17 protein-coding genes are annotated in these 16,855 nt (G+C 71.1%); 15 read left to right on the top strand and 2 right to left on the bottom strand.

Translation table 11 applies throughout. The annotated features are described in order from the left end of the window. The first annotated feature begins 118 nt into the window (after positions 1 to 118). From ACIO3P_RS23105 to ACIO3P_RS23120, 4 genes are all read left to right on the top strand, one after another. On the top strand, positions 119 to 670 hold the full coding sequence (locus tag ACIO3P_RS23105; RefSeq protein WP_401851886.1) for a hypothetical protein: 552 nt from the start codon (positions 119 to 121) through the stop codon (positions 668 to 670). Positions 671 to 740: 70 nt separating this feature from the next. Further along, positions 741 to 2,039: an FAD-dependent oxidoreductase gene (locus ACIO3P_RS23110; RefSeq protein WP_329823267.1), complete on the top strand. Its 1,299-nt coding sequence runs from the start codon at positions 741 to 743 to the stop codon at positions 2,037 to 2,039. 147 nt (positions 2,040 to 2,186) lie between these two features. After that, positions 2,187 to 3,101, top strand: a complete 915-nt coding sequence (locus ACIO3P_RS23115) for a putative sugar O-methyltransferase (protein ID WP_401851889.1) — start codon at positions 2,187 to 2,189, stop codon at positions 3,099 to 3,101. Between the two features lie 20 nt (positions 3,102 to 3,121). After that, positions 3,122 to 4,423, top strand: a complete 1,302-nt coding sequence (locus ACIO3P_RS23120) for a cation:proton antiporter (protein ID WP_401851891.1) — start codon at positions 3,122 to 3,124, stop codon at positions 4,421 to 4,423. 81 nt (positions 4,424 to 4,504) lie between these two features. Here ACIO3P_RS23120 and ACIO3P_RS23125 read toward each other — a convergent pair whose 3' ends face one another. Together ACIO3P_RS23125 and ACIO3P_RS23130 are read right to left on the bottom strand one after the other, a co-directional pair. Further along, positions 4,505 to 5,182, bottom strand: coding sequence for a permease prefix domain 1-containing protein (locus ACIO3P_RS23125; RefSeq protein ID WP_329823261.1), 678 nt, complete (start codon positions 5,180 to 5,182; stop codon positions 4,505 to 4,507). Continuing rightward, positions 5,179 to 5,520: a helix-turn-helix transcriptional regulator gene (locus tag ACIO3P_RS23130; RefSeq protein WP_329823259.1), complete on the bottom strand. Its 342-nt coding sequence runs from the start codon at positions 5,518 to 5,520 to the stop codon at positions 5,179 to 5,181. The genes ACIO3P_RS23125 and ACIO3P_RS23130 overlap by 4 nt, the downstream gene beginning before the upstream one ends. Positions 5,521 to 5,794: 274 nt before the next feature. Between ACIO3P_RS23130 and ACIO3P_RS23135 the strand changes: the two genes are divergently transcribed. The 11 genes from ACIO3P_RS23135 to ACIO3P_RS23185 all read left to right on the top strand — a co-directional run bounded on the left by ACIO3P_RS23135 (position 5,795) and on the right by ACIO3P_RS23185 (position 16,854). Then, entirely contained in the window at positions 5,795 to 6,805 is a 1,011-nt protein-coding gene (locus ACIO3P_RS23135; protein ID WP_401851895.1) for an ATP-binding cassette domain-containing protein, read from the top strand. Further along, entirely contained in the window at positions 6,802 to 7,659 is an 858-nt protein-coding gene (locus tag ACIO3P_RS23140; protein WP_329823255.1) for an ABC transporter permease, read from the top strand. The genes ACIO3P_RS23135 and ACIO3P_RS23140 overlap by 4 nt, the downstream gene beginning before the upstream one ends. 334 nt (positions 7,660 to 7,993) lie before the next feature. Then, positions 7,994 to 9,208 (top strand): cytochrome P450, encoded by a 1,215-nt coding sequence (locus ACIO3P_RS23145; protein WP_329823253.1) that lies wholly within the window; start codon positions 7,994 to 7,996, stop codon positions 9,206 to 9,208. Then, the gene (locus ACIO3P_RS23150) at positions 9,205 to 9,486 is read left to right on the top strand and encodes a ferredoxin (RefSeq protein WP_329823251.1); all 282 of its coding nucleotides are present in this window, start codon (positions 9,205 to 9,207) and stop codon (positions 9,484 to 9,486) included. Before ACIO3P_RS23145 ends, ACIO3P_RS23150 begins: the two co-directional genes overlap by 4 nt. Before the next feature lie 25 nt (positions 9,487 to 9,511). Next, the gene (locus ACIO3P_RS23155) at positions 9,512 to 10,828 is read left to right on the top strand and encodes a cytochrome P450 (protein WP_401851897.1); all 1,317 of its coding nucleotides are present in this window, start codon (positions 9,512 to 9,514) and stop codon (positions 10,826 to 10,828) included. 133 nt (positions 10,829 to 10,961) lie between these two features. Further along, the gene (locus ACIO3P_RS23160) at positions 10,962 to 11,939 is read left to right on the top strand and encodes an L-tyrosine/L-tryptophan isonitrile synthase family protein (protein ID WP_401851899.1); all 978 of its coding nucleotides are present in this window, start codon (positions 10,962 to 10,964) and stop codon (positions 11,937 to 11,939) included. Further along, positions 11,936 to 12,826: a glucose-1-phosphate thymidylyltransferase RfbA gene (gene rfbA, locus ACIO3P_RS23165; RefSeq protein ID WP_329823248.1), complete on the top strand. Its 891-nt coding sequence runs from the start codon at positions 11,936 to 11,938 to the stop codon at positions 12,824 to 12,826. Before ACIO3P_RS23160 ends, rfbA begins: the two co-directional genes overlap by 4 nt. Next, a complete protein-coding gene (locus ACIO3P_RS23170; protein WP_329823247.1) occupies positions 12,823 to 13,434 on the top strand; it encodes a dTDP-4-dehydrorhamnose 3,5-epimerase family protein in 612 nt (203 codons plus the stop codon). The genes rfbA and ACIO3P_RS23170 overlap by 4 nt, the downstream gene beginning before the upstream one ends. Beyond that, on the top strand, positions 13,431 to 14,486 hold the full coding sequence (locus tag ACIO3P_RS23175; protein WP_401851903.1) for an NAD-dependent epimerase/dehydratase family protein: 1,056 nt from the start codon (positions 13,431 to 13,433) through the stop codon (positions 14,484 to 14,486). The genes ACIO3P_RS23170 and ACIO3P_RS23175 overlap by 4 nt, the downstream gene beginning before the upstream one ends. After that, positions 14,483 to 15,874, top strand: a complete 1,392-nt coding sequence (locus ACIO3P_RS23180; protein WP_329823243.1) for an NDP-hexose 2,3-dehydratase family protein — start codon at positions 14,483 to 14,485, stop codon at positions 15,872 to 15,874. The genes ACIO3P_RS23175 and ACIO3P_RS23180 overlap by 4 nt, the downstream gene beginning before the upstream one ends. Further along, positions 15,844 to 16,854, top strand: a complete 1,011-nt coding sequence (locus ACIO3P_RS23185; RefSeq protein WP_401851906.1) for a GlxA family transcriptional regulator — start codon at positions 15,844 to 15,846, stop codon at positions 16,852 to 16,854. Before ACIO3P_RS23180 ends, ACIO3P_RS23185 begins: the two co-directional genes overlap by 31 nt. The last annotated feature ends 1 nt before the right edge of the window (position 16,855 follow it).

Consider the following 16,855-nt stretch of genomic DNA (forward strand, 5'->3'; position numbering starts at 1 on the left):
CGGTGGCCGAAAACCGCTCTGAGTGAGTAGGCAGCCAACGTAGAGGCTGCTGAGTGTGCTACCTATTGGTTGGCAGCCAACGTATTGCCACGCAACCCAGCTCTCGAAGGGGCTTCTGGTGACCAAATTCCTGCTCTCCGTGCATGTCTTGGCGGCGATTCTGGCGATCGGGCCGATCACGGTGGCGGCATCGATGTTCCCCCGCTTCGTGCGTCCGCAGGCCGCGGACGAGCAGAGCACGGAGGAGCGCACCCCCCAGACCGCGGCGCTCCTGCACCGGATCTGCCGCGGATACACCGTCGTCGGCGTCGCCGTACCGGTCTTCGGTATCGCCACCGGCGCCCAGATGGGTGTGCTGACCGATGCCTGGCTCGTCGTCTCGATCGTGCTCACCGCGATCGCCGCGGCCCTGTTGCTGGCGGTCATCCTGCCCGGGCAGGAGCGGCTGCTGCCCCAGCCCGCGGGCACGGGAACGGACACCGCCTCCACGGAAGCCGCCTCCACGGAAGCCGCCTCCACGGACCCCGGTGGCACGGCCACCACCACCACCGCCGAGACGACCCGGTCGGGCGCCGCCCGGCTGGCCATGGTCACCGGCATCTTCAACCTGCTCTGGGCCACCGTCGTCGTCCTGATGATCGTCCGCCCCGGCTCCACCACCGGAGCCTGACCGGCCGGACGGTCCCGGACGGAACCCGCCCCACCGAGCGCAGTCGAGCACGTCGATGACAAGGACGGACATGACCCTCTCCCACGAAGCATCCAGCCTGGCCAAGGCCCTGGCCGACGCCGTCACCGGCCCGGTGCTGCAACCCGAGGACAGCGGTTTCACCGAGGAACTCGCCAGTTTCCAGCTCGCGCTGCGCCATCAGCCGGACGTCGTGGTCGGGGCGCGCGACGCCTCCGACGTACGGACCGTGCTGCGCCTGGCCGGTGAACACGGCGTTCCGGTCACGGTGCACAACACCGGGCACGGCATGCGCCACGCGGCCGACGGGGGAGTCCTGCTGACGCTGCGCCGGCTGAACGGCGTCCAGGTCGATCCCGCCGCGCGCACCGCCCGCGTCCAGGGCGGCGCGACCTGGCGCGACGTCATGGAGGCCGCCGCCCCGCACGGACTCATACCGCCCAGCGGCAGCATGGGCTCCGTGGGCGCCGTCGGCTACACCCTGAGCGGCGGGATCAGCCTGCTGGCCCGCTCGGACGGCTGGGCCAGCGACCTCGTCCGCTCCTTCACGGTCGTCACCGAGGTCGGCGTCGAGCGCGAGGTCGGCCCGGACGACGCCGGCCTCTTCGCCGGCCTGCGCGGCAGCGGACCGGTGGACGGGCTGGTCGTCACCGGGATGACCATCGGCCTGCTGCCGGAGGGCACCCTCCAGGGCGGCGGGCTCACCTTCGACATCGGTGCGACAAGCGCCGACGGCGACCCGGCCGTGCTGCACGCGTTCCGGGAGTGGACGACGACGGGCCTGCCGGACGAACTCACCTCCACGCTACGGGTGATGTCCTTCCCCGATCTCGACTACCTGCCCCCGAAGCTGCGCGGCCGCCGGATCGCCCGCGTCGCCGTCGCCCTGCGCGGCACGAAGGCGGAGGCCGACGGGCTCGTCGCGCCGCTGCGCGGCATCGCGCCGCCGATCGAGGACAGCCTGGCGCCGATGCCGTTCGCCGACTACGCCCGGGTGCACGCCGAGCCGGACAACCCCGGCCCGTACATCGGGGAGAACCTCCTGGCCGACTCGCTGGACCCGACGGCCCTGGAGTCCCTGGCCCGGCTGACCGGACCCACCATGGTGATCATGAACATCCGTCATCTCGGCGGCGCCCTGGCCCGTCCGCCCGCCGTCCCGGACACCGTGGTGGGACGCGACGCCCGCTACCTCCTCGCGGCCGTCGCCCCGGTGGACCCGTGCGTGTCCGTCTCGCACCCCGCCGCGGCCTGGGAACAGAGCAACCCCGGCTGGGCGCTGGAGCCCTTCGCCGCGGCGTCGGTCGGCGCCAGCCCCGGCTTCACCGTCGGGCCGCGCACCAGGAACTGACCTTTCGACGGTAAAAGCCGCAGGGGCGCCCTCATTCCCCGTCAGGGCGCCCCTGCTTTTTTGTGCGCTCCTGTTCAATCTCTTGTCACCGATGATTACCGGCCCGTATTCTCCGACGCGTTGGATTCATTTCGGGAAGGGAATTCGATGGGTGCGCAGCCGCAGGTGAACGAACTCTGGAAATACATCGGCGAGAACGAGGTCAACGAAGATCGGATCGGTGACCTCGCCGACTTCAAGAGAAGTCAGGTCAATTACCGGCTGACCTGTTTCGACGTCCGCACCAACGGCGTCCGCTACCTGAAGACGCTCGTCTACAACCTGGCCGGCCAGTTGAGCGCGGACGACTGGGAGCGGCTGCGCCGGATCACCGGGCGCGAACTCGGGCAGCCGTACTCCGTCACGTACGACGGGGAGCAGGTGTGCCTCGACTACCTGCGGGCCGTGCGGGACCTGGAGTTCATCGGGAAGAACGTCGAGCTCGACGGCGCGCGGGTGCTGGAGATCGGCGCGGGGTACGGCCGTACCTGCCACACGCTGATGTCGAACCAGGACATCGCCGCGTACACGATCATCGACCTGCCGACCACCATGGCCCTCTCCAGGAAATACCTGCGGACCGTCCTTTCCGAGGAGCAGTTCGGCAAGGTGACGTTCATCCCCATCGACGAACTGGAGACGGCTCCGCTCGGCGACGGGTTCGATCTCGCCATAAATATCGATTCGCTCGCCGAAATGGACCGGGGAACCTTCGGGTACTACATGGCGCTGATCGCCGGGCGCTGCCGCTTCTTCTACACCAACAATCCGGTCGGCAAGTACATGGACAAGAGCCTCGACGACCACGCGCGCGGTGAGGACGCCCTCGCCCGCGCGCTCGACGCGGGACCGCTGACCGAGGTCATCGACGTCCACGACAACCGGGCGGTGCGCGGCCAGGCCGGGAAATTCGTCGACGCCTACCGGCCGGGCTCCGGCTGGAGCTGTGTCGCCGACGAGTGGGCGGCGCCCTTCACCTGGTACTGGCAGGCGCTGTTCCAGGCGCCGGCCGCCGCCCGTTGACCCCCTACCAGGGGCCGGTCATGACCATGGCCGCCGCGCCGATCGCGCCGCTCGGCGCGCACTCCTTCCTCCTGCTGCTGACCCAGGTCGCGGTGTTGCTGGCGCTCGCGTCGCTCTTCGGGCGGCTGGCGGTGCGCTGGGGGATGCCCGCCGTCGTGGGCGAACTGCTGGTCGGTGTCGTGCTCGGCCCCTCGCTGCTGGACCGGTTCGCGCCGGCGGTGACCGAGTGGCTCTTCCCCAAGGAGGCGGCCCAGTTCCATCTCCTCGACGCGTTCAGCCAGATCGGTCTGCTGCTCCTGGTCGGCGTCACCGGAACCCAACTGAGCCTCGGGCTGATCCGCCGGCAGGGCGGCACGGCCGTGCGGGTCAGCGCGGGCGGTCTCGTCGTGCCGCTGTTCCTCGGCATCGGCGTCGCCTTCCTGCTGCCCGCGGTGCTGGTGCCGGGGGACGTCGACCGTACGGTGTTCGCGCTCTTCCTCGGGGTGGCGATGTCCGTCAGCGCGCTGCCCGTCATCGCCAAGACCCTGGCCGACATGGGGTTCCTCCACCGCGACATGGGGCAGCTCATCCTGACGGCGGGGATGATCGACGACACGGTGGCGTGGTTCCTGCTGTCGATGGTGACGGCGCTGGCGACGGTCGGTCTGACCGCGGGGAACGTCGTCCTGACGCTCGCCTCCCTGCTGGTCTTCCTCCTCGTCGCCTTCACCGCGGGCCGGGCCGTCGTCGGGGCCGTACTGCGCGGAACGGCGAGGTCGGCGGATCCGGGATCGTCCGTCGCCGCTGTGGTGGTGATCGTGCTGCTGTCCGCTGCCGCCGCCCACGCGCTCAAGCAGGAACCGATCTTCGGCGCGTTCGTGGGCGGCATGGTCATCAGTTGTACGGGGGCGTTGGCGCCGGCCCGGCTGGCCGCCCTGCGCACGGTGGTGATGAGCGTGTTCGCGCCCGTCTTCTTCGCCGCGGCCGGGCTGCGCATGGATCTGACCGGGCTCGCCGACCCGGTGGTGCTGGGGACCGCGATCCTGCTGCTCGTCGTCGCGGTGGTGGGCAAGTTCCTCGGCGCCTACCTCGGCGCCCGGCTCAGCAGGCTGACGCGGTGGGAGGGGCTGGCCCTCGGCGCCGGCCTCAACGCCCGGGGCGTCGTCGAGGTCGTCATCGCGATGGCGGGGCTGCGGCTCGGGGTGCTCACCACCGAGTCCTTCACCATCATCGTGCTGATCGCCGTCGTCACCTCGCTCATGGCGCCGCCGATCCTGAACATGGCGATGCGGCGGATCGAGAAGACATCCGAAGAGGCGGCCCGCGAGAAGGCGTACCTGTAGCGAACGGCGAAGGGGTCCGCCGCCGCCCGGCACCTCAGGCCGGGGCGGCGGCGGACCCCTTCGTGTCCGGGGCCGTTACGGTCAGGGCTCGCCCAGGGGCAGCCGGGCGCAGCGTCTGCAGGAGCGGGCCGAGCTCGCGATGAGGCCGTGGGAGGTGGCGGCGAGCGCCCCGGCGAAGGCCAGCAGCAGCCAGTTGGTGCCCAGCGCCGCCGCGATGGCCAGGGCGAGCGTGGCGACGGCCATGGAGACGCTGGCGGTGGTGCCCGCCCACGCGACGGTGAGGGGCAGCCGGTCCGGTGTGGGCAGCCAGCGGGCGAGCGTGCCGGTGGCCGCCAGGGTCACCGCCGCCAGCAGCGCGGCGGCGGCCGAGACACCGGCCAGATGGACCGCCAGCAACTGGGCCGTGCGCGGCAGTTGCCAGGTCTGTTCGTCACCGGCCTGCCGGACCAGGTACCAGCAGGCGATCACGAAGGGAATGGTGAGGGCGACGGCCCGCGCGGTGTGCCGGGCCTGGGCGATCGTCAGCTCGCGCTGCCAGCTCACCACGAGCTCGTCCGTCGTCCCGAACTCGCGCATCGCCTGGTCGGCCGCCCGCTGGTACGTCAGCCCCGCCCGGGTGCGCTCCGACACCGCGTCCGTGAGCCCTTCCCGTACCTCGGCCACCATCCGGTCCTTGGCGCGCGCCGGGCCGTGCAGGGCCGCGGCCAGGGAGGCGACGTAGTCCTCGACGGGATCGCTCTGCGGGCTGACGGTGCTCATGTGACGGCTCCGGGCGGTGTGACGGGGTTCAGGACCGAGCCGATCGCGGTGGTGAACTCCTGCCACGCCGTCCGCTCGCGTGCCAGAGTGCCTCGTCCGGCGTCGGTGAGTTCGTAACAGCGCCGCCGCCGCTCGCCGGCCGACTCCCAACTGCTGCGCAGCAGACCGATGCGCTCCAGGCGGTTGAGCGCCGGATAGATCGTGCCCGTGCGTAGCTCCAGGGCGCCACCGCTGCGCTGTTGGACGGCCGTGATGATCGCGTAGCCGTGCAGAGGAGCGGGCTCCAGCACGGCGAGCAGGAGTCCGTCCAGGTGGCCTCGCACCGCATCGTGTCTCATGAGTTGCCAGCCTACACAAGAGAAGTATTGCTGTGTTATCTATTGGTAGCCAACATATTGGCTCCGACGGCTCCGATGGCTTCCGGGATCTCCGAACGACCACGACGAGCACGATCACGACCACGGGCACAACCATGAGCACGACCACGACGAAGGGGTCCACAGTGACCAAGGCGCTGTTATCCGTCCGCCTCGGCCGCACGAAGGACGACACGTACGCAGGCGACACGTACGCAGGGGACAGCGCGGACGGCGCGGGACGGGGGAGGACACGATGAGGACCGGCAGCACTGCCGCGGCCATCGAGACCGCGGGACTGGTGAAGACCTTCGGGGGCAAGAGGGCGGTCGACGGCATCGACCTCGTCATCCCCGCCGGCACGGTCTACGGGGTCCTCGGCCCCAACGGGGCGGGCAAGACGACCTTCGTGAAGATGCTCGCGACGCTGCTGCGGCCGGACGGCGGCGAGGCCCGCGTCTTCGGCCGTGATGTCGTACGCGAGGCGGACGAGGTGCGTGCGTGTGTCTCCCTCACCGGGCAGTACGCCTCGCTCGACGAGGACCTGACCGGCGCCGAGAACCTCGTCCTCCTCGGCCGCCTGCTCGGCCACGGCAAGACCGGCGCCCGTAGCCGCGCCGAACGGATGCTGGAGGCTTTCGTCCTCACCGACGCGGCGCACCGGCAGGTGCGGACGTACTCCGGCGGCATGCGGCGCCGGCTCGACATCGCGGCCTCCCTCCTCAACACCCCCGACCTGCTCTTCCTGGACGAGCCCACCACGGGGCTCGACCCGCGCAGCCGTAACCACGTCTGGGACATCGTGCGGGCCATCGTCGACCAGGGCACGACGGTGCTCCTCACCACGCAGTACCTGGACGAGGCCGACCAACTGGCCGCCCGGATCGCGGTGATCGACAGCGGCAAGGTGATCGCGGAGGGCACCAAGGGCGAGCTGAAGGCGTCCGTGGGCGGCGGCTCGGTGCATCTGCGGTTGCGGGACGTCGCCCAACGGCCCGACGCCGAGCGGCTGTTGCGGCTCTGCCTGGACGGCGCCCCGGTACAGCCCGACCCCGACCCGGTCGCCCTGACCGCCCGTGTGGGTGTCGTGGGGGCCGGCGGCGCCGAGGCGGCCGAGCAGGCATCCCGCGCCCTGGCCGAACTGGCCCGGGCCGGTATCGCCGTCGACACCTTCTCCCTGGGGCAGCCCAGCCTCGACGAAGTCTTCCTCGCCCTGACCGACGACGCCGCCCCCCGCGGCCGCAGCGCCGAGGAGGCCCTGGCATGACCACCATGGTGAAGACCGACGACCGTACCGAGGGGCCCGCCCGGGTCTCCGCGGAGTCCCTGGCCGAACTGCTGGCCCCGCCGCCCGGCCGGCGGCCGAGGGCCGGGGCGCCGACGGCGTCCATGGCGTTCGGCTGGCGGGCGATGCTGAAGATCAAGCACGTGCCCGAGCAGCTCTTCGACGTCACCGCCATGCCGATCATGATGGTGCTGATGTTCACGTACCTCTTCGGCGGGGCGCTGGCGGGGTCGACCGAGGAGTACATCCAGTTCCTGCTGCCCGGCATCCTGGTGATGTCCATCGTCATGACCACGATGTACACGGGCATCTCCCTCAACACCGACATCGCCAAGGGTGTGTTCGACCGCTTCCGGACCCTTCCGATCTGGCGGCCCGCGCCCATGGTCGGCTACCTGCTCGGCGACATGCTCCGCTACACCGTCGCCGCCGTCGTCATCCTGACGGTCGGTCTGATCCTCGGGTTCCGGCCGGACGGCGGGCCTCTCGGGGTGCTGGCGGGCGTGGCCCTGCTGCTCGTCTTCAGCTTCGCCTTCTCCTGGGTGTGGACCATGTTCGGTCTGCTGCTGCGCTCGGAGAAGTCGGTGATGGGCGTCTCGATGATGGTGATCTTCCCGCTGTCGTTCCTGAGCAATGTGTTCGTCGACCCGGGCACCATGCCGGGCTGGCTCCAGGCGTTCGTCAACAACAGCCCCGTCTCACATCTGTGCGACGCGGTACGGGGCCTGACGGCCGGTGACATGCCCTCGGCGGCCATCGCCTGGGTGCTGGGCTGGTCGGCGCTGTTCCTGCTGGTCTTCGGGCCGGTCACGATGCGGCTTTACGCGCGCAGGTGACAGGGAAAGGACGTTCAACCGTGGAATAGCCGCACTTGAACTCCGGGCCGGATCGCACCGGTCCGGCACATACGGCGGGCAGCGCTTCTCGGAGCGCCGCCCGCCGTTTCCGCGGAATCAGCCCCTCGATATCGAACAGAGTTCCACCGGACGGGTTCTTTTGAGAGGATCCCCGAGCGAAAGGCCGGTGCGGCGCCGTCGGAAGTGCCGCCCGCCGAGACCGATCCGTCCCGCTCCCGGGACTTCGGTCCGCTCTCTCTCCTCTCCTGCCTGACCGAGCGTCCCCGGTTCTGTTGTCTCCCCGTGCCGCGGACGCACCACAGAAGGTGGAACCATGACCGTCACAGATACGGCCACAGAAACGGCCGGGCCCCCGGGATATCCCTTCGGCCCCGTTGTCCGGCTGGATCTGAATCCCCGTTACCTGGAACTGTGCCGCGCCGAACCGGTGTCCCGGGTCACCATGCCCTACGGCGGCGAGGCATGGCTCATCACCGGATACCACGAGATGAAGGAGTTCCTCGCCGACCCCCGGTTCAGCTCCCGCGCCGCGACGGAACCGGACACCGCCCGGGTGACACCGCTGCCCCTGCGCCCCGGGAACCTGCTCAGCATGGATCCGCCGGACCACGGACGGGTCCGCAAGATCGTCGCGCACGCGTTCCGGCCCCGTATCGTCTCCGAACTCACCGCCCGCATGCGGGAGCTGGTCACCTCGGAACTCGACGCGATGGAGGCGGCCGGCCCGCCCGGCGACCTCGTGGCGAGGCTGGCGGTCCCGCTTCCCGTACGCATGATCGTGGAACTGTTCGGCGTCCCGTACGAGGAACGTGCCGAATTCCGCAGATACTCCGATGTCTTCGTCGCCACCTCGGCGCACACCAAGGAGGAGATAGACGAAGCCAGGGACGGCCTGGAGGAATTTCTGCGTAAACTCATCACGCTGCGCCGAAGCACTCCGTCCGACGACCTCATATCGGTTCTCATCTCGGCTCTGGACGCCGGTGAGATGACGGAGGTCGAAGCCGTACGGACCGGAATCGGCATTCTCATGGCCGGACACGAGACATCGCTCAGCATGATTTCCAATGTCGCGTTCCTCCTGCTGGCACAGCGTGACCTGTACGAGCAACTGTGCGCGGACCGCTCCCTCATGGGGCCCGCCATCGAGGAAATGCTGCGTATCGTCCCGCTGCGCTCCACGGGCAGTTTTCCGCGCCGGGCCGCCGAGGACGTGGAGATCGGCGGGGTGCTCATCCGCAAGGGGGAGACGGTCATCTTCCAGCGGGCCGCCGGCGACCGTGACGAGCGCGCGTTCACCGACCCGGAGACCATTCGGTTCGACCGGGAACGCAACGCACACCTCGGCTTCGGCCACGGCATCCACTACTGCCTCGGAGCGGCCCTGGCCCGCGCCGAGCTGCAGGCCGCGATCGGGGGACTGCTCGACCGGTTCCCCACCCTGCGACTGGCCGGCCCGGTGGCGGACGTCCCGTGGAAGCCCGGCCTGATCGCCCGGGCACCGGAGTCCCTCCTGGTCACCTGGTGACCCCGCCCACCCCCGCCGCCCAGGGCGAACCGGACGAGGAGCACGGCCGGAACCGGCCCGCGTGGCGGATCGAGGTCGACCGGCACGCCTGCGCCGGCTCCGGACTCTGTCTCGCGACGGCACACGGCCTGCTGCGCCTGGACTCCGGCCGCTCCCGCGCGGTGACGGAGCTGATCGCGCCGGACGCCCGTGTGGTGGACGCCGCGGAGATCTGTCCCATGGAAGCGATCACCGTACGTCACGCCGGTACGGGCGAGGTCCTGGCCCCGCTGCGCTGACCCCTCAGAAAGGAACCACCACGCCATGCCGCAGCCCGAACCGCTGCCCCTCCACGGCAAGGACTACAAGACCGACCCCTACCCCCTGTACCGCGACCTCCGGCAGCAGGGGCCCGTCCACCGGGTCACGTTCCCCAGCGGGGTCAACGCATGGCTGGTCACCGGATACGCGGCGGCACACAGCACCCTGAACGACGACCGCCTCGGCAAGAACCACGACCTCGGCAACGACGCCTGGCGCGAGCGCGCCGCCATCATGCCCGAGCCCCAGCACTCCCAGCTCCAGGCCCATCTGCTGCACCAGGACCCGCCCCAGCACACCGTGATGCGGAAACTGGTCGCCGAGGCGTTCGCGCCCCGCCATGTCGAGCGCATGCGCCCCCGGTTCGAGGAGATCGCCGACGAACTGCTCGACACCGCCCTCGGCACCCACCAGGACACCGGCGCGAGCGGTGTGATCGACGTGGTCGCGGCCTTCGCCGCACACTTCCCGCTCCGCGTCCTGACCGAGGTGATCGGCCTGCCGGCCTCCCTGGCGGCACGCTTCGACCGGGACTGGGGCAAGGTCGTACAGCCCGTCGGCCCCGCCGATCCGCAGCGGCCCGTCTACGAGGCGCGGCTGCGCGGTCTGCAGGGCTACATCGCCGAGGTCACCGAGGACAAGAGGGGCGACCCCGGCGACGACCTGCTCACCAGGCTCGTCGTGGCCTGCGACGAAGGGGACATCACCAAGGAGGAACAGGACTCCGTCGTCTTCCAGTTGCTGGTCGCCGGGCAGGAACCGGTGACCAACCAGATCACCACCGCCCTCATCGCCCTCCTGCGCCACCCCGCCGAACTGCGGCGGCTCACGGCGGCCCTGCACGGGGGCGATGGGGCCGACCCCGGGCTGCCGGCCCGCGCGGTGGAGGAACTGCTCCGTCACGACAGCGCCTTCGAACTCACCACCTGGCGGTTCTTCGCCGAGGACGCGGACCTCTTCGGCACCAGGATCCCGGCCGGCGACTCCGTCATCGTGTCGCTGAGCGCTGCCAACCGCGACCCGGAGCGGTTCCCCGACGCCGACACCCTCGACCTGGACCGCACGCCCAACCCGCACCTCGCCTTCGGCCACGGCATCCACTTCTGCCCCGGTGCCGCGCTCGCCCGAATCGAACTCCAGATCGGTCTACGCGCGCTGCTCACTCGGCTGCCCGGCGTGCGCCTCGCGATCGAGGACCAGGACCTGCGGTGGATCGGCGCCGTCCTCGCCCGGGGCGTCGACGAACTCCCCCTCGCCTACGGGCCGTCGGCGACCGCCCCCACGGCCACCGGCTGCCCCGTACAGCACCGCACGGCCTGAACCCCCGCACCGCCGTAGCTCCCCCCTCCCTGATGCCCGTTCCCTCTCCCCCCGACAAGCCCCCGCACCCCCGTCCCCAACCGCACCACCCGTCAGACGATCAGCGGAAGCGAGTCGAACACCCATGTCCCAGATGGCCACCACCTTCACCCCGGCCTCCGCGGCCGAACGCGTCAGCCGGGAGATCCTGGAGCTGCTGCTCCCGCACCGGCGTGCCGCCGAACCCGATCAGCACCTCGACACCCCCGACGACTTCCCGGAGCAGTTGGCCCAGATCGGCGGATTCGTCGAGCGCGGCGAGCCGGTGGTCTTCAGCCTGCCCGGCTTCCCCTGCAAGTCGCCCAACCCGGACAAGGTCTTCGGCAGCCTCCCGGACCACGGCGAGCGGCTCGCGCTGCGTTTCCTGGGCTCCCTGTGCGCGGAGATGGCCAAGGTCCACGAGCCCGGTGCGAAGATCCTGATCTGCTCCGACGGCCATATCTTCGGTGATGTCATCGGGGTCCCGGACGAGCACATCGACGCCTACGGCCACGGCCTGCGCGAGATGATCCGTACCGAGGGTCTCGGCGCCCACCTCGGCACCTTCGACCTGAAGGACGTGTACGGCCCCGACCTGTCGTACGACGAGAAGCGCGCGCTCGCCGCGGAGACCCTCGGCCCTTCGGTCGAGGAGCTGCGGGCCGAAGTACGCAGCGACGAGTCGACGTTGCGCATGTACCGCGGCATCACCCGCTTCCTCGTGGAGGACGTGGCCGACTGGGAGGGTTCCCGCTCGGCGCTCCAGCGGGACTGCCGCCGCCGCGCCTACGAGGTCATCGCCCGCAGCCGGGCCTGGGGCGAACTCATCGCCCAGCACCACCCGGACAACGTCCGCCTCTCCATCCACCCGCAGAGCCGCCGCGAGCCCAAGTTCGGCATCGGGCTGGTCGGCGAGGCCGACGCCTGGACCACACCGTGGCACTCCGTGGCGCTGCGCCACCTCGACGGCACCTGGCAGCTCATGGCCCGCTCGGCGGCCAGACGTCTGGGCGGCGAGGTGCACGTGGACGGCCGGCCCAGCCACTTCGAGGCACACGCGAGTGTCCCGGCCCGGCGGGAGGCCACGGGATGAAGGGGATCATCCTGGCCGGCGGCCACGGGACCCGGCTGTACCCGATCACACTCGGGGTCTCGAAGCAGTTGCTGCCGGTCTACGACAAGCCCATGATCTACCACCCGCTGTCCGTGCTGATGCTCGCCGGCATCACCGAGATCCAGATCATCGCGGCCCCGCAGGACGTCCACGGCTTCCAGCGGTTGCTCGGCGACGGCTCCCGGCTCGGCCTGCGCCTGACCTACGCCGAACAGGACAAGCCCCGGGGCATCGCCGACGCGTTCGTCGTCGGCGCCGAGCACGTGGGGGACGACTCCGTCGCCCTCGTCCTCGGCGACAACCTCTTCCACGGTCCCGGCTTCGGCGAGATCCTGCGCACCGCCGCCCGGAACATCGACGGCTGCGTCCTGTTCGGCTATCCGGTGAGCGACCCCGAGCGCTACGGGGTCGGCGAGGTCGACGCCTCGGGCACCTTGCTGCGGCTCGACGAGAAACCCGCCGCCCCCCGCTCCCACCTGGCCGTCACCGGCCTCTACTTCTACGACAACGACGTGGTGGGGATCGCCCGGGAGCTGCGCCCCTCCGAACGCGGCGAGTTGGAGATCACCGACGTCAACCGGACCTATCTGGAGCGTGGGAAGGCCGAGTTCGTCCAGTTGGGCCGCGGGTTCGTCTGGCTCGACACCGGCACCCATGACGCACTCACCGAGGCCGGTCAGTACGTGCAGATGCTCTCCCACCGCCAGGGTGTACGCATCGGCTGTATCGAGGAGATCGCCTGGCGCATGGGCTACATCGACCGCGCCACCTGCCACCGGCTGGGCCTCGGCCTGGCGCACTCGCCCTACGGCCAGTACCTGCTGGAGATCACCGGCGACACGAAGGCGGACGAGGGAGACGTATGAGCGCCGTACAGATCCGCACCCTGGGCATCGAAGGGGTCCGCGAGTTCACGCCCCCGGTCCACCAGGACGACCGCGGCTGCTTCTCCTCGCCGTACCAGGACGCCGCGTTCACCGGCGCCACGGGCCGTCCGCTCTTCCCGGTGAAGGACATCAGCCACAACCTCTCCGCCGGCGGGGTGCTCCGCGGCATCCACTACACCGCCACCCCACCCGGCCGGGCCAAGTACGTCTACTGCCCGTACGGACAGGTGCGGGACTTCGTCGTGGACCTCCGGGTGGGCTCGCCCACCTTCGGCCGCTGGGAGGTCACCGAACTCAGCGGCGAGAACTGCCGCGCCCTGTACATCCCGGTCGGCGTCGGCCACGCCTTCCTCTCCCTGCGGGACGACTCGATGGTCGTGTACGTGATGTCGGAGGGGTACGTACCGGAACACGAACAAGCCGTCTCCCCGCTGGACCCGGCCCTCGGCCTCCCCCTGCCCGCCGGACCCGCGCCGCGGCTGTCCGACCGGGACGGCGCCGCCCCCACCCTCGCCGAGGCACGGGACCAGGGCCTGCTGCCCACCTACGACGCCTGCCGAGAAGTGGAGGCCGCACTGTGGCCATGACCCCCGTACCCACGATCGCGCTGCTCGGCGCCACCGGCTTCGTCGGCTCGGCCGTACTGCGCGAACTCGCCGCCCGGCCCGTACGGATCCGGGCCGTCTCCCGGCGCCCGGCGGCCGTTCCGCCCGACGCCCGCGCCGACATCGAGACACGGACCGCCGACCTCACCGAACCCGGCGAGACGGCAGCCGCCGTGGCCGGCGCCGACGAGGTCGTCGTCGCCACGCTGTACAGCTCCGCCACCGCCACCTGGCGGATCACCGACGGCGACACGGCGGCCGAGCGCGTCAACGTCGGCCTCGTCCGCGACCTCGTCGACGCGCTCGCCGCACGCCGGGACGGGCCGCCGGCCAGGGTCGTGTTCACCGGCGCCGCCTCCCAGGTCGGCCCGACCGCCAAGGCGGTGCTCGACGGCACCGAACCCGACCGGCCAGCGGGCCCTTACGACCGCCAGAAGCTCGCCGCCGAACGGCTCCTGCTCGACGCCGCGGCCCGCGGAGTGCTCCGCGGGACATCGCTGCGCCTGCCCACCGTGTTCGGGCCCGCCGGCGGGCCCACGGCCCGGGACCGCGGTGTCGTCTCGGCGATGGCGCGCCGGGCCCTGGCGGGGGAGCCCCTGACGATGTGGCACGACGGCACGGTCCGCCGCGACCTGCTGTACGTCGAGGACCTGGCCCGCGCCGTCGCCGCCGGGCTCGACCACGCCGAGGTCCTCGCTGGACGCCACTGGCTGCTCGGTACGGGCGTCGGCCGGCCGCTCGGCCCGGTCTTCGAGGAGGTCGCCGCCCTCGTCGCGCGGCGCACCGGCCGGCCGCCCGTGCCGCTGGTCTCGGTGAAGCCACCGGAGCAGGCGGAAGGCGGGGACTTCTCCAGCATCACGATCGACGCCTCGGCGTTCCGCTCCGTCACCGGCTGGGAACCCCGTGTCCCGTTCGGCGAGGCGCTGCGCCGGACGGTGGACCGTCTCGCGGAAGCAGTAGAGGAAGCAGCAGAGGAAGCGTACGAAGCAGGGGAAGCGGCCGAAGCGGCCGAAGCAGGGGGAGGCCGGACATGAGCACCGCCACGCTCCTGCGCCCCCGAGGCGCCCAGGACCTGGCCGCGCGGCTGGCCCGGTCCGCCGCCGTGACCGGCGAGGGCCACCAGATGCGTACGGAGGACGTCACCGGATGGCTCGCCGAGCGGGCCCGCGCCCACCGGTTCACCGTGCACCGGGTGCCGCTGGACCGTCTGGACCGCTGGTCCTTCACCCCCGGCACCGGCGACCTGGTGCACCACAGCGGCCGGTTCTTCGCGGTACGCGGCCTGGCCGCCAGGATCGGCGGCGGACCGCTCGGCAGGTGGCAGCAACCCGTGATCCACCAGCCGGAGGTGGGCATCCTCGGCATCCTCGCCAAGGAGTTCGACGGCGTACTGCACTTCCTGATGCAGGCGAAGATGGAGCCGGGCAACCCCAACCTGCTCCAGCTCTCCCCGACCGTGCAGGCCACCCGCAGCAACTACCAGCGCGTCCACGCGGGTTCAGGGGTGCGGTACCTGGAGCACTTCACGGAGGTCCCGCCCGACCTGGTACTGGCGGACTCCCTCCAGTCGGAGCACGGCGCCTGGTTCTACCGCAAGTCGAACCGGAACATGCTGGTCGAGGCCGTCGGCGCCGAGATCCCGATCACGCCCGACCACCGCTGGCTGACCCTCGGCCAGATCGGTGAACTGCTGCGCCTGGACAACGTGGTGAACATGGACGCCCGTACGGTCCTGGGCTGTCTGCCACTGCCGGCGACCGAGCCGGACGCCCTGCACACCGATGTCGAACTCCTCTCCTGGGTCACCGCCGAGCGGGCCCGCCACGACCTCGACGTGCGGCTCATCCCGCTCGCCGAGGTCGACGGCTGGACCCGTGACGCGGACTCCGTACGGCGCCCCGACGGCCGCTTCTTCCGGGTCACCGGTGTGACCGTCGAGGCAGGCAACCGCGAGGTCAGGGGCTGGTCCCAGCCGTTGGTCGAGCCGTGCGGCACCGGTGTGGCGGCCTTCCTCTTCCGCCTCCTGGACGGTGTGCCGCACGTGCTCGTCCACGCGCGCGTGGAGGCGGGATACGTCAACCGGGTCGAACTCGCCCCGACTGTCCAGTGCACCCCCAGCGACTGGGAACCGCTGCCGACAGGAGACCGGCCACCGTTCCTGGACACGGTCCTGCGCGCCGCCGAACGCGGCGCGACCCGTTACTCCGCCACGCACTCGGAGGAGGGCGGGCGGTTCCTGGACGCGTGCGTGCGCTACATGTTCGTGGAGGCCGACGCGGAGACGGCGGCGATCGAAGCCCCCGGCGGCTACACCTGGGTGACGATCGGACAGCTCAACTCCCTTGCTGCCCACGGCCATTACCTCAATGTCCAGGCCCGTACGCTGCTGGCGTGCGTCAACTCCGGCGCCGTACGCCTGTGACGGACGACCGCACGGCCGCACGCCGCGTCCCGGTGCTGGTCCTCGTCCTCGTCTTCGAGGGCGTCGACGGCCTCGGGGTGTCCGCCGTCGCGGACGTCCTCTCCGGGGCGAACGCGAGGGCGCCGCAGGGCTTCCGGTACGACGTACGTACGGTCTCGCCGGACGGCGCGGCGGTCCGCACCTCCAGCGGGCTGAGGATGCTGCCGGACCACGGCCCCGGAGGTGTGACCGGTGTGGACACGGTGGACACACTGGTCGTACCGGGGGCCGACGGCATTCCCCCGGCCGGGCCGGAGACCGTACGCGCGCTTCTCCGGGCGGCGGACGGGGCACGGCGTGTGGCCTCGGTCGGCACGGGCGCCTTTCTCCTCGCCGAGGCGGGACTTCTCCACGGGCGCACGGCGGCGACACACTGGGCGTTCGCCGAAGAACTCGCCCACCGTTTCCCGGACATCACGGTGGACCCACGGCACACGGTGGTGAAGGACGACCGTGTCACGACCGCCGGTGGCGGGGGTTCCGCCCTGGATCTGGCGCTGTCCCTGGTCCGGGAGGATCTGGGGCACGAGGTCGCGCGGCGCACCGCCGCGTCCCTGGCCACCTCCCCGCGCACACCGGGCGGGCAGGCGCAGTTCGCGGTGCCGCGCGTCCGTGAGGCGCGGAACCCGGCCCTGCGCGCGGTGCAGCGCCAGGTTCTCGACGACCCCGGCGGGGACTGGTCCCTCCCGTCGTTCGCGCGCCGCGCGGGGCTGTCCGAGCGCCAGATCAGCCGTCTGTTCAGGGCGCAGGCCGGTATGACGGCCCGGGAGTACGTCGAGCGCGTCCGGGTGTCCTTCGCCTCCCGCCGGCTGCTGGAGACCGCGCGGAGCCCGGAAGCCGTGGCGCGCGAGAGCGGCTTCGGAACCGAGGCCGCCATGCGCGGTTCCTTCCTCCGTGTCCTTCAGGTCTCGCCCGTCGAGTTCCGGAACCGCTTCTCGTGAC

This window comes from Streptomyces sp. NPDC087310 (assembly GCF_044744405.1).
Taxonomy (GTDB): domain Bacteria; phylum Actinomycetota; class Actinomycetes; order Streptomycetales; family Streptomycetaceae; genus Streptomyces.

What these genes read in the sequence shown, in the direction of transcription:
- ACIO3P_RS23145 (WP_329823253.1), top strand. Translation starts at nt 7,994, where the DNA reads ATGACCGTCACAGATACGGCCACAGAAACGGCCGGGCCCCCGGGATAT.
- ACIO3P_RS23110 (WP_329823267.1), top strand. Translation starts at nt 741, where the DNA reads ATGACCCTCTCCCACGAAGCATCCAGCCTGGCCAAGGCCCTGGCCGAC.
- ACIO3P_RS23125 (WP_329823261.1), bottom strand. Translation starts at nt 5,182, where the DNA reads ATGAGCACCGTCAGCCCGCAGAGCGATCCCGTCGAGGACTACGTCGCC.
- ACIO3P_RS23160 (WP_401851899.1), top strand. Translation starts at nt 10,962, where the DNA reads ATGGCCACCACCTTCACCCCGGCCTCCGCGGCCGAACGCGTCAGCCGG.
- ACIO3P_RS23170 (WP_329823247.1), top strand. Translation starts at nt 12,823, where the DNA reads ATGAGCGCCGTACAGATCCGCACCCTGGGCATCGAAGGGGTCCGCGAG.
- rfbA (WP_329823248.1), top strand. Translation starts at nt 11,936, where the DNA reads ATGAAGGGGATCATCCTGGCCGGCGGCCACGGGACCCGGCTGTACCCG.
- ACIO3P_RS23115 (WP_401851889.1), top strand. Translation starts at nt 2,187, where the DNA reads ATGGGTGCGCAGCCGCAGGTGAACGAACTCTGGAAATACATCGGCGAG.
- ACIO3P_RS23175 (WP_401851903.1), top strand. Translation starts at nt 13,431, where the DNA reads ATGACCCCCGTACCCACGATCGCGCTGCTCGGCGCCACCGGCTTCGTC.
- ACIO3P_RS23140 (WP_329823255.1), top strand. Translation starts at nt 6,802, where the DNA reads ATGACCACCATGGTGAAGACCGACGACCGTACCGAGGGGCCCGCCCGG.
- ACIO3P_RS23135 (WP_401851895.1), top strand. Translation starts at nt 5,795, where the DNA reads ATGAGGACCGGCAGCACTGCCGCGGCCATCGAGACCGCGGGACTGGTG.
- ACIO3P_RS23155 (WP_401851897.1), top strand. Translation starts at nt 9,512, where the DNA reads ATGCCGCAGCCCGAACCGCTGCCCCTCCACGGCAAGGACTACAAGACC.
- ACIO3P_RS23130 (WP_329823259.1), bottom strand. Translation starts at nt 5,520, where the DNA reads ATGAGACACGATGCGGTGCGAGGCCACCTGGACGGACTCCTGCTCGCC.
- ACIO3P_RS23120 (WP_401851891.1), top strand. Translation starts at nt 3,122, where the DNA reads ATGACCATGGCCGCCGCGCCGATCGCGCCGCTCGGCGCGCACTCCTTC.
- ACIO3P_RS23180 (WP_329823243.1), top strand. Translation starts at nt 14,483, where the DNA reads ATGAGCACCGCCACGCTCCTGCGCCCCCGAGGCGCCCAGGACCTGGCC.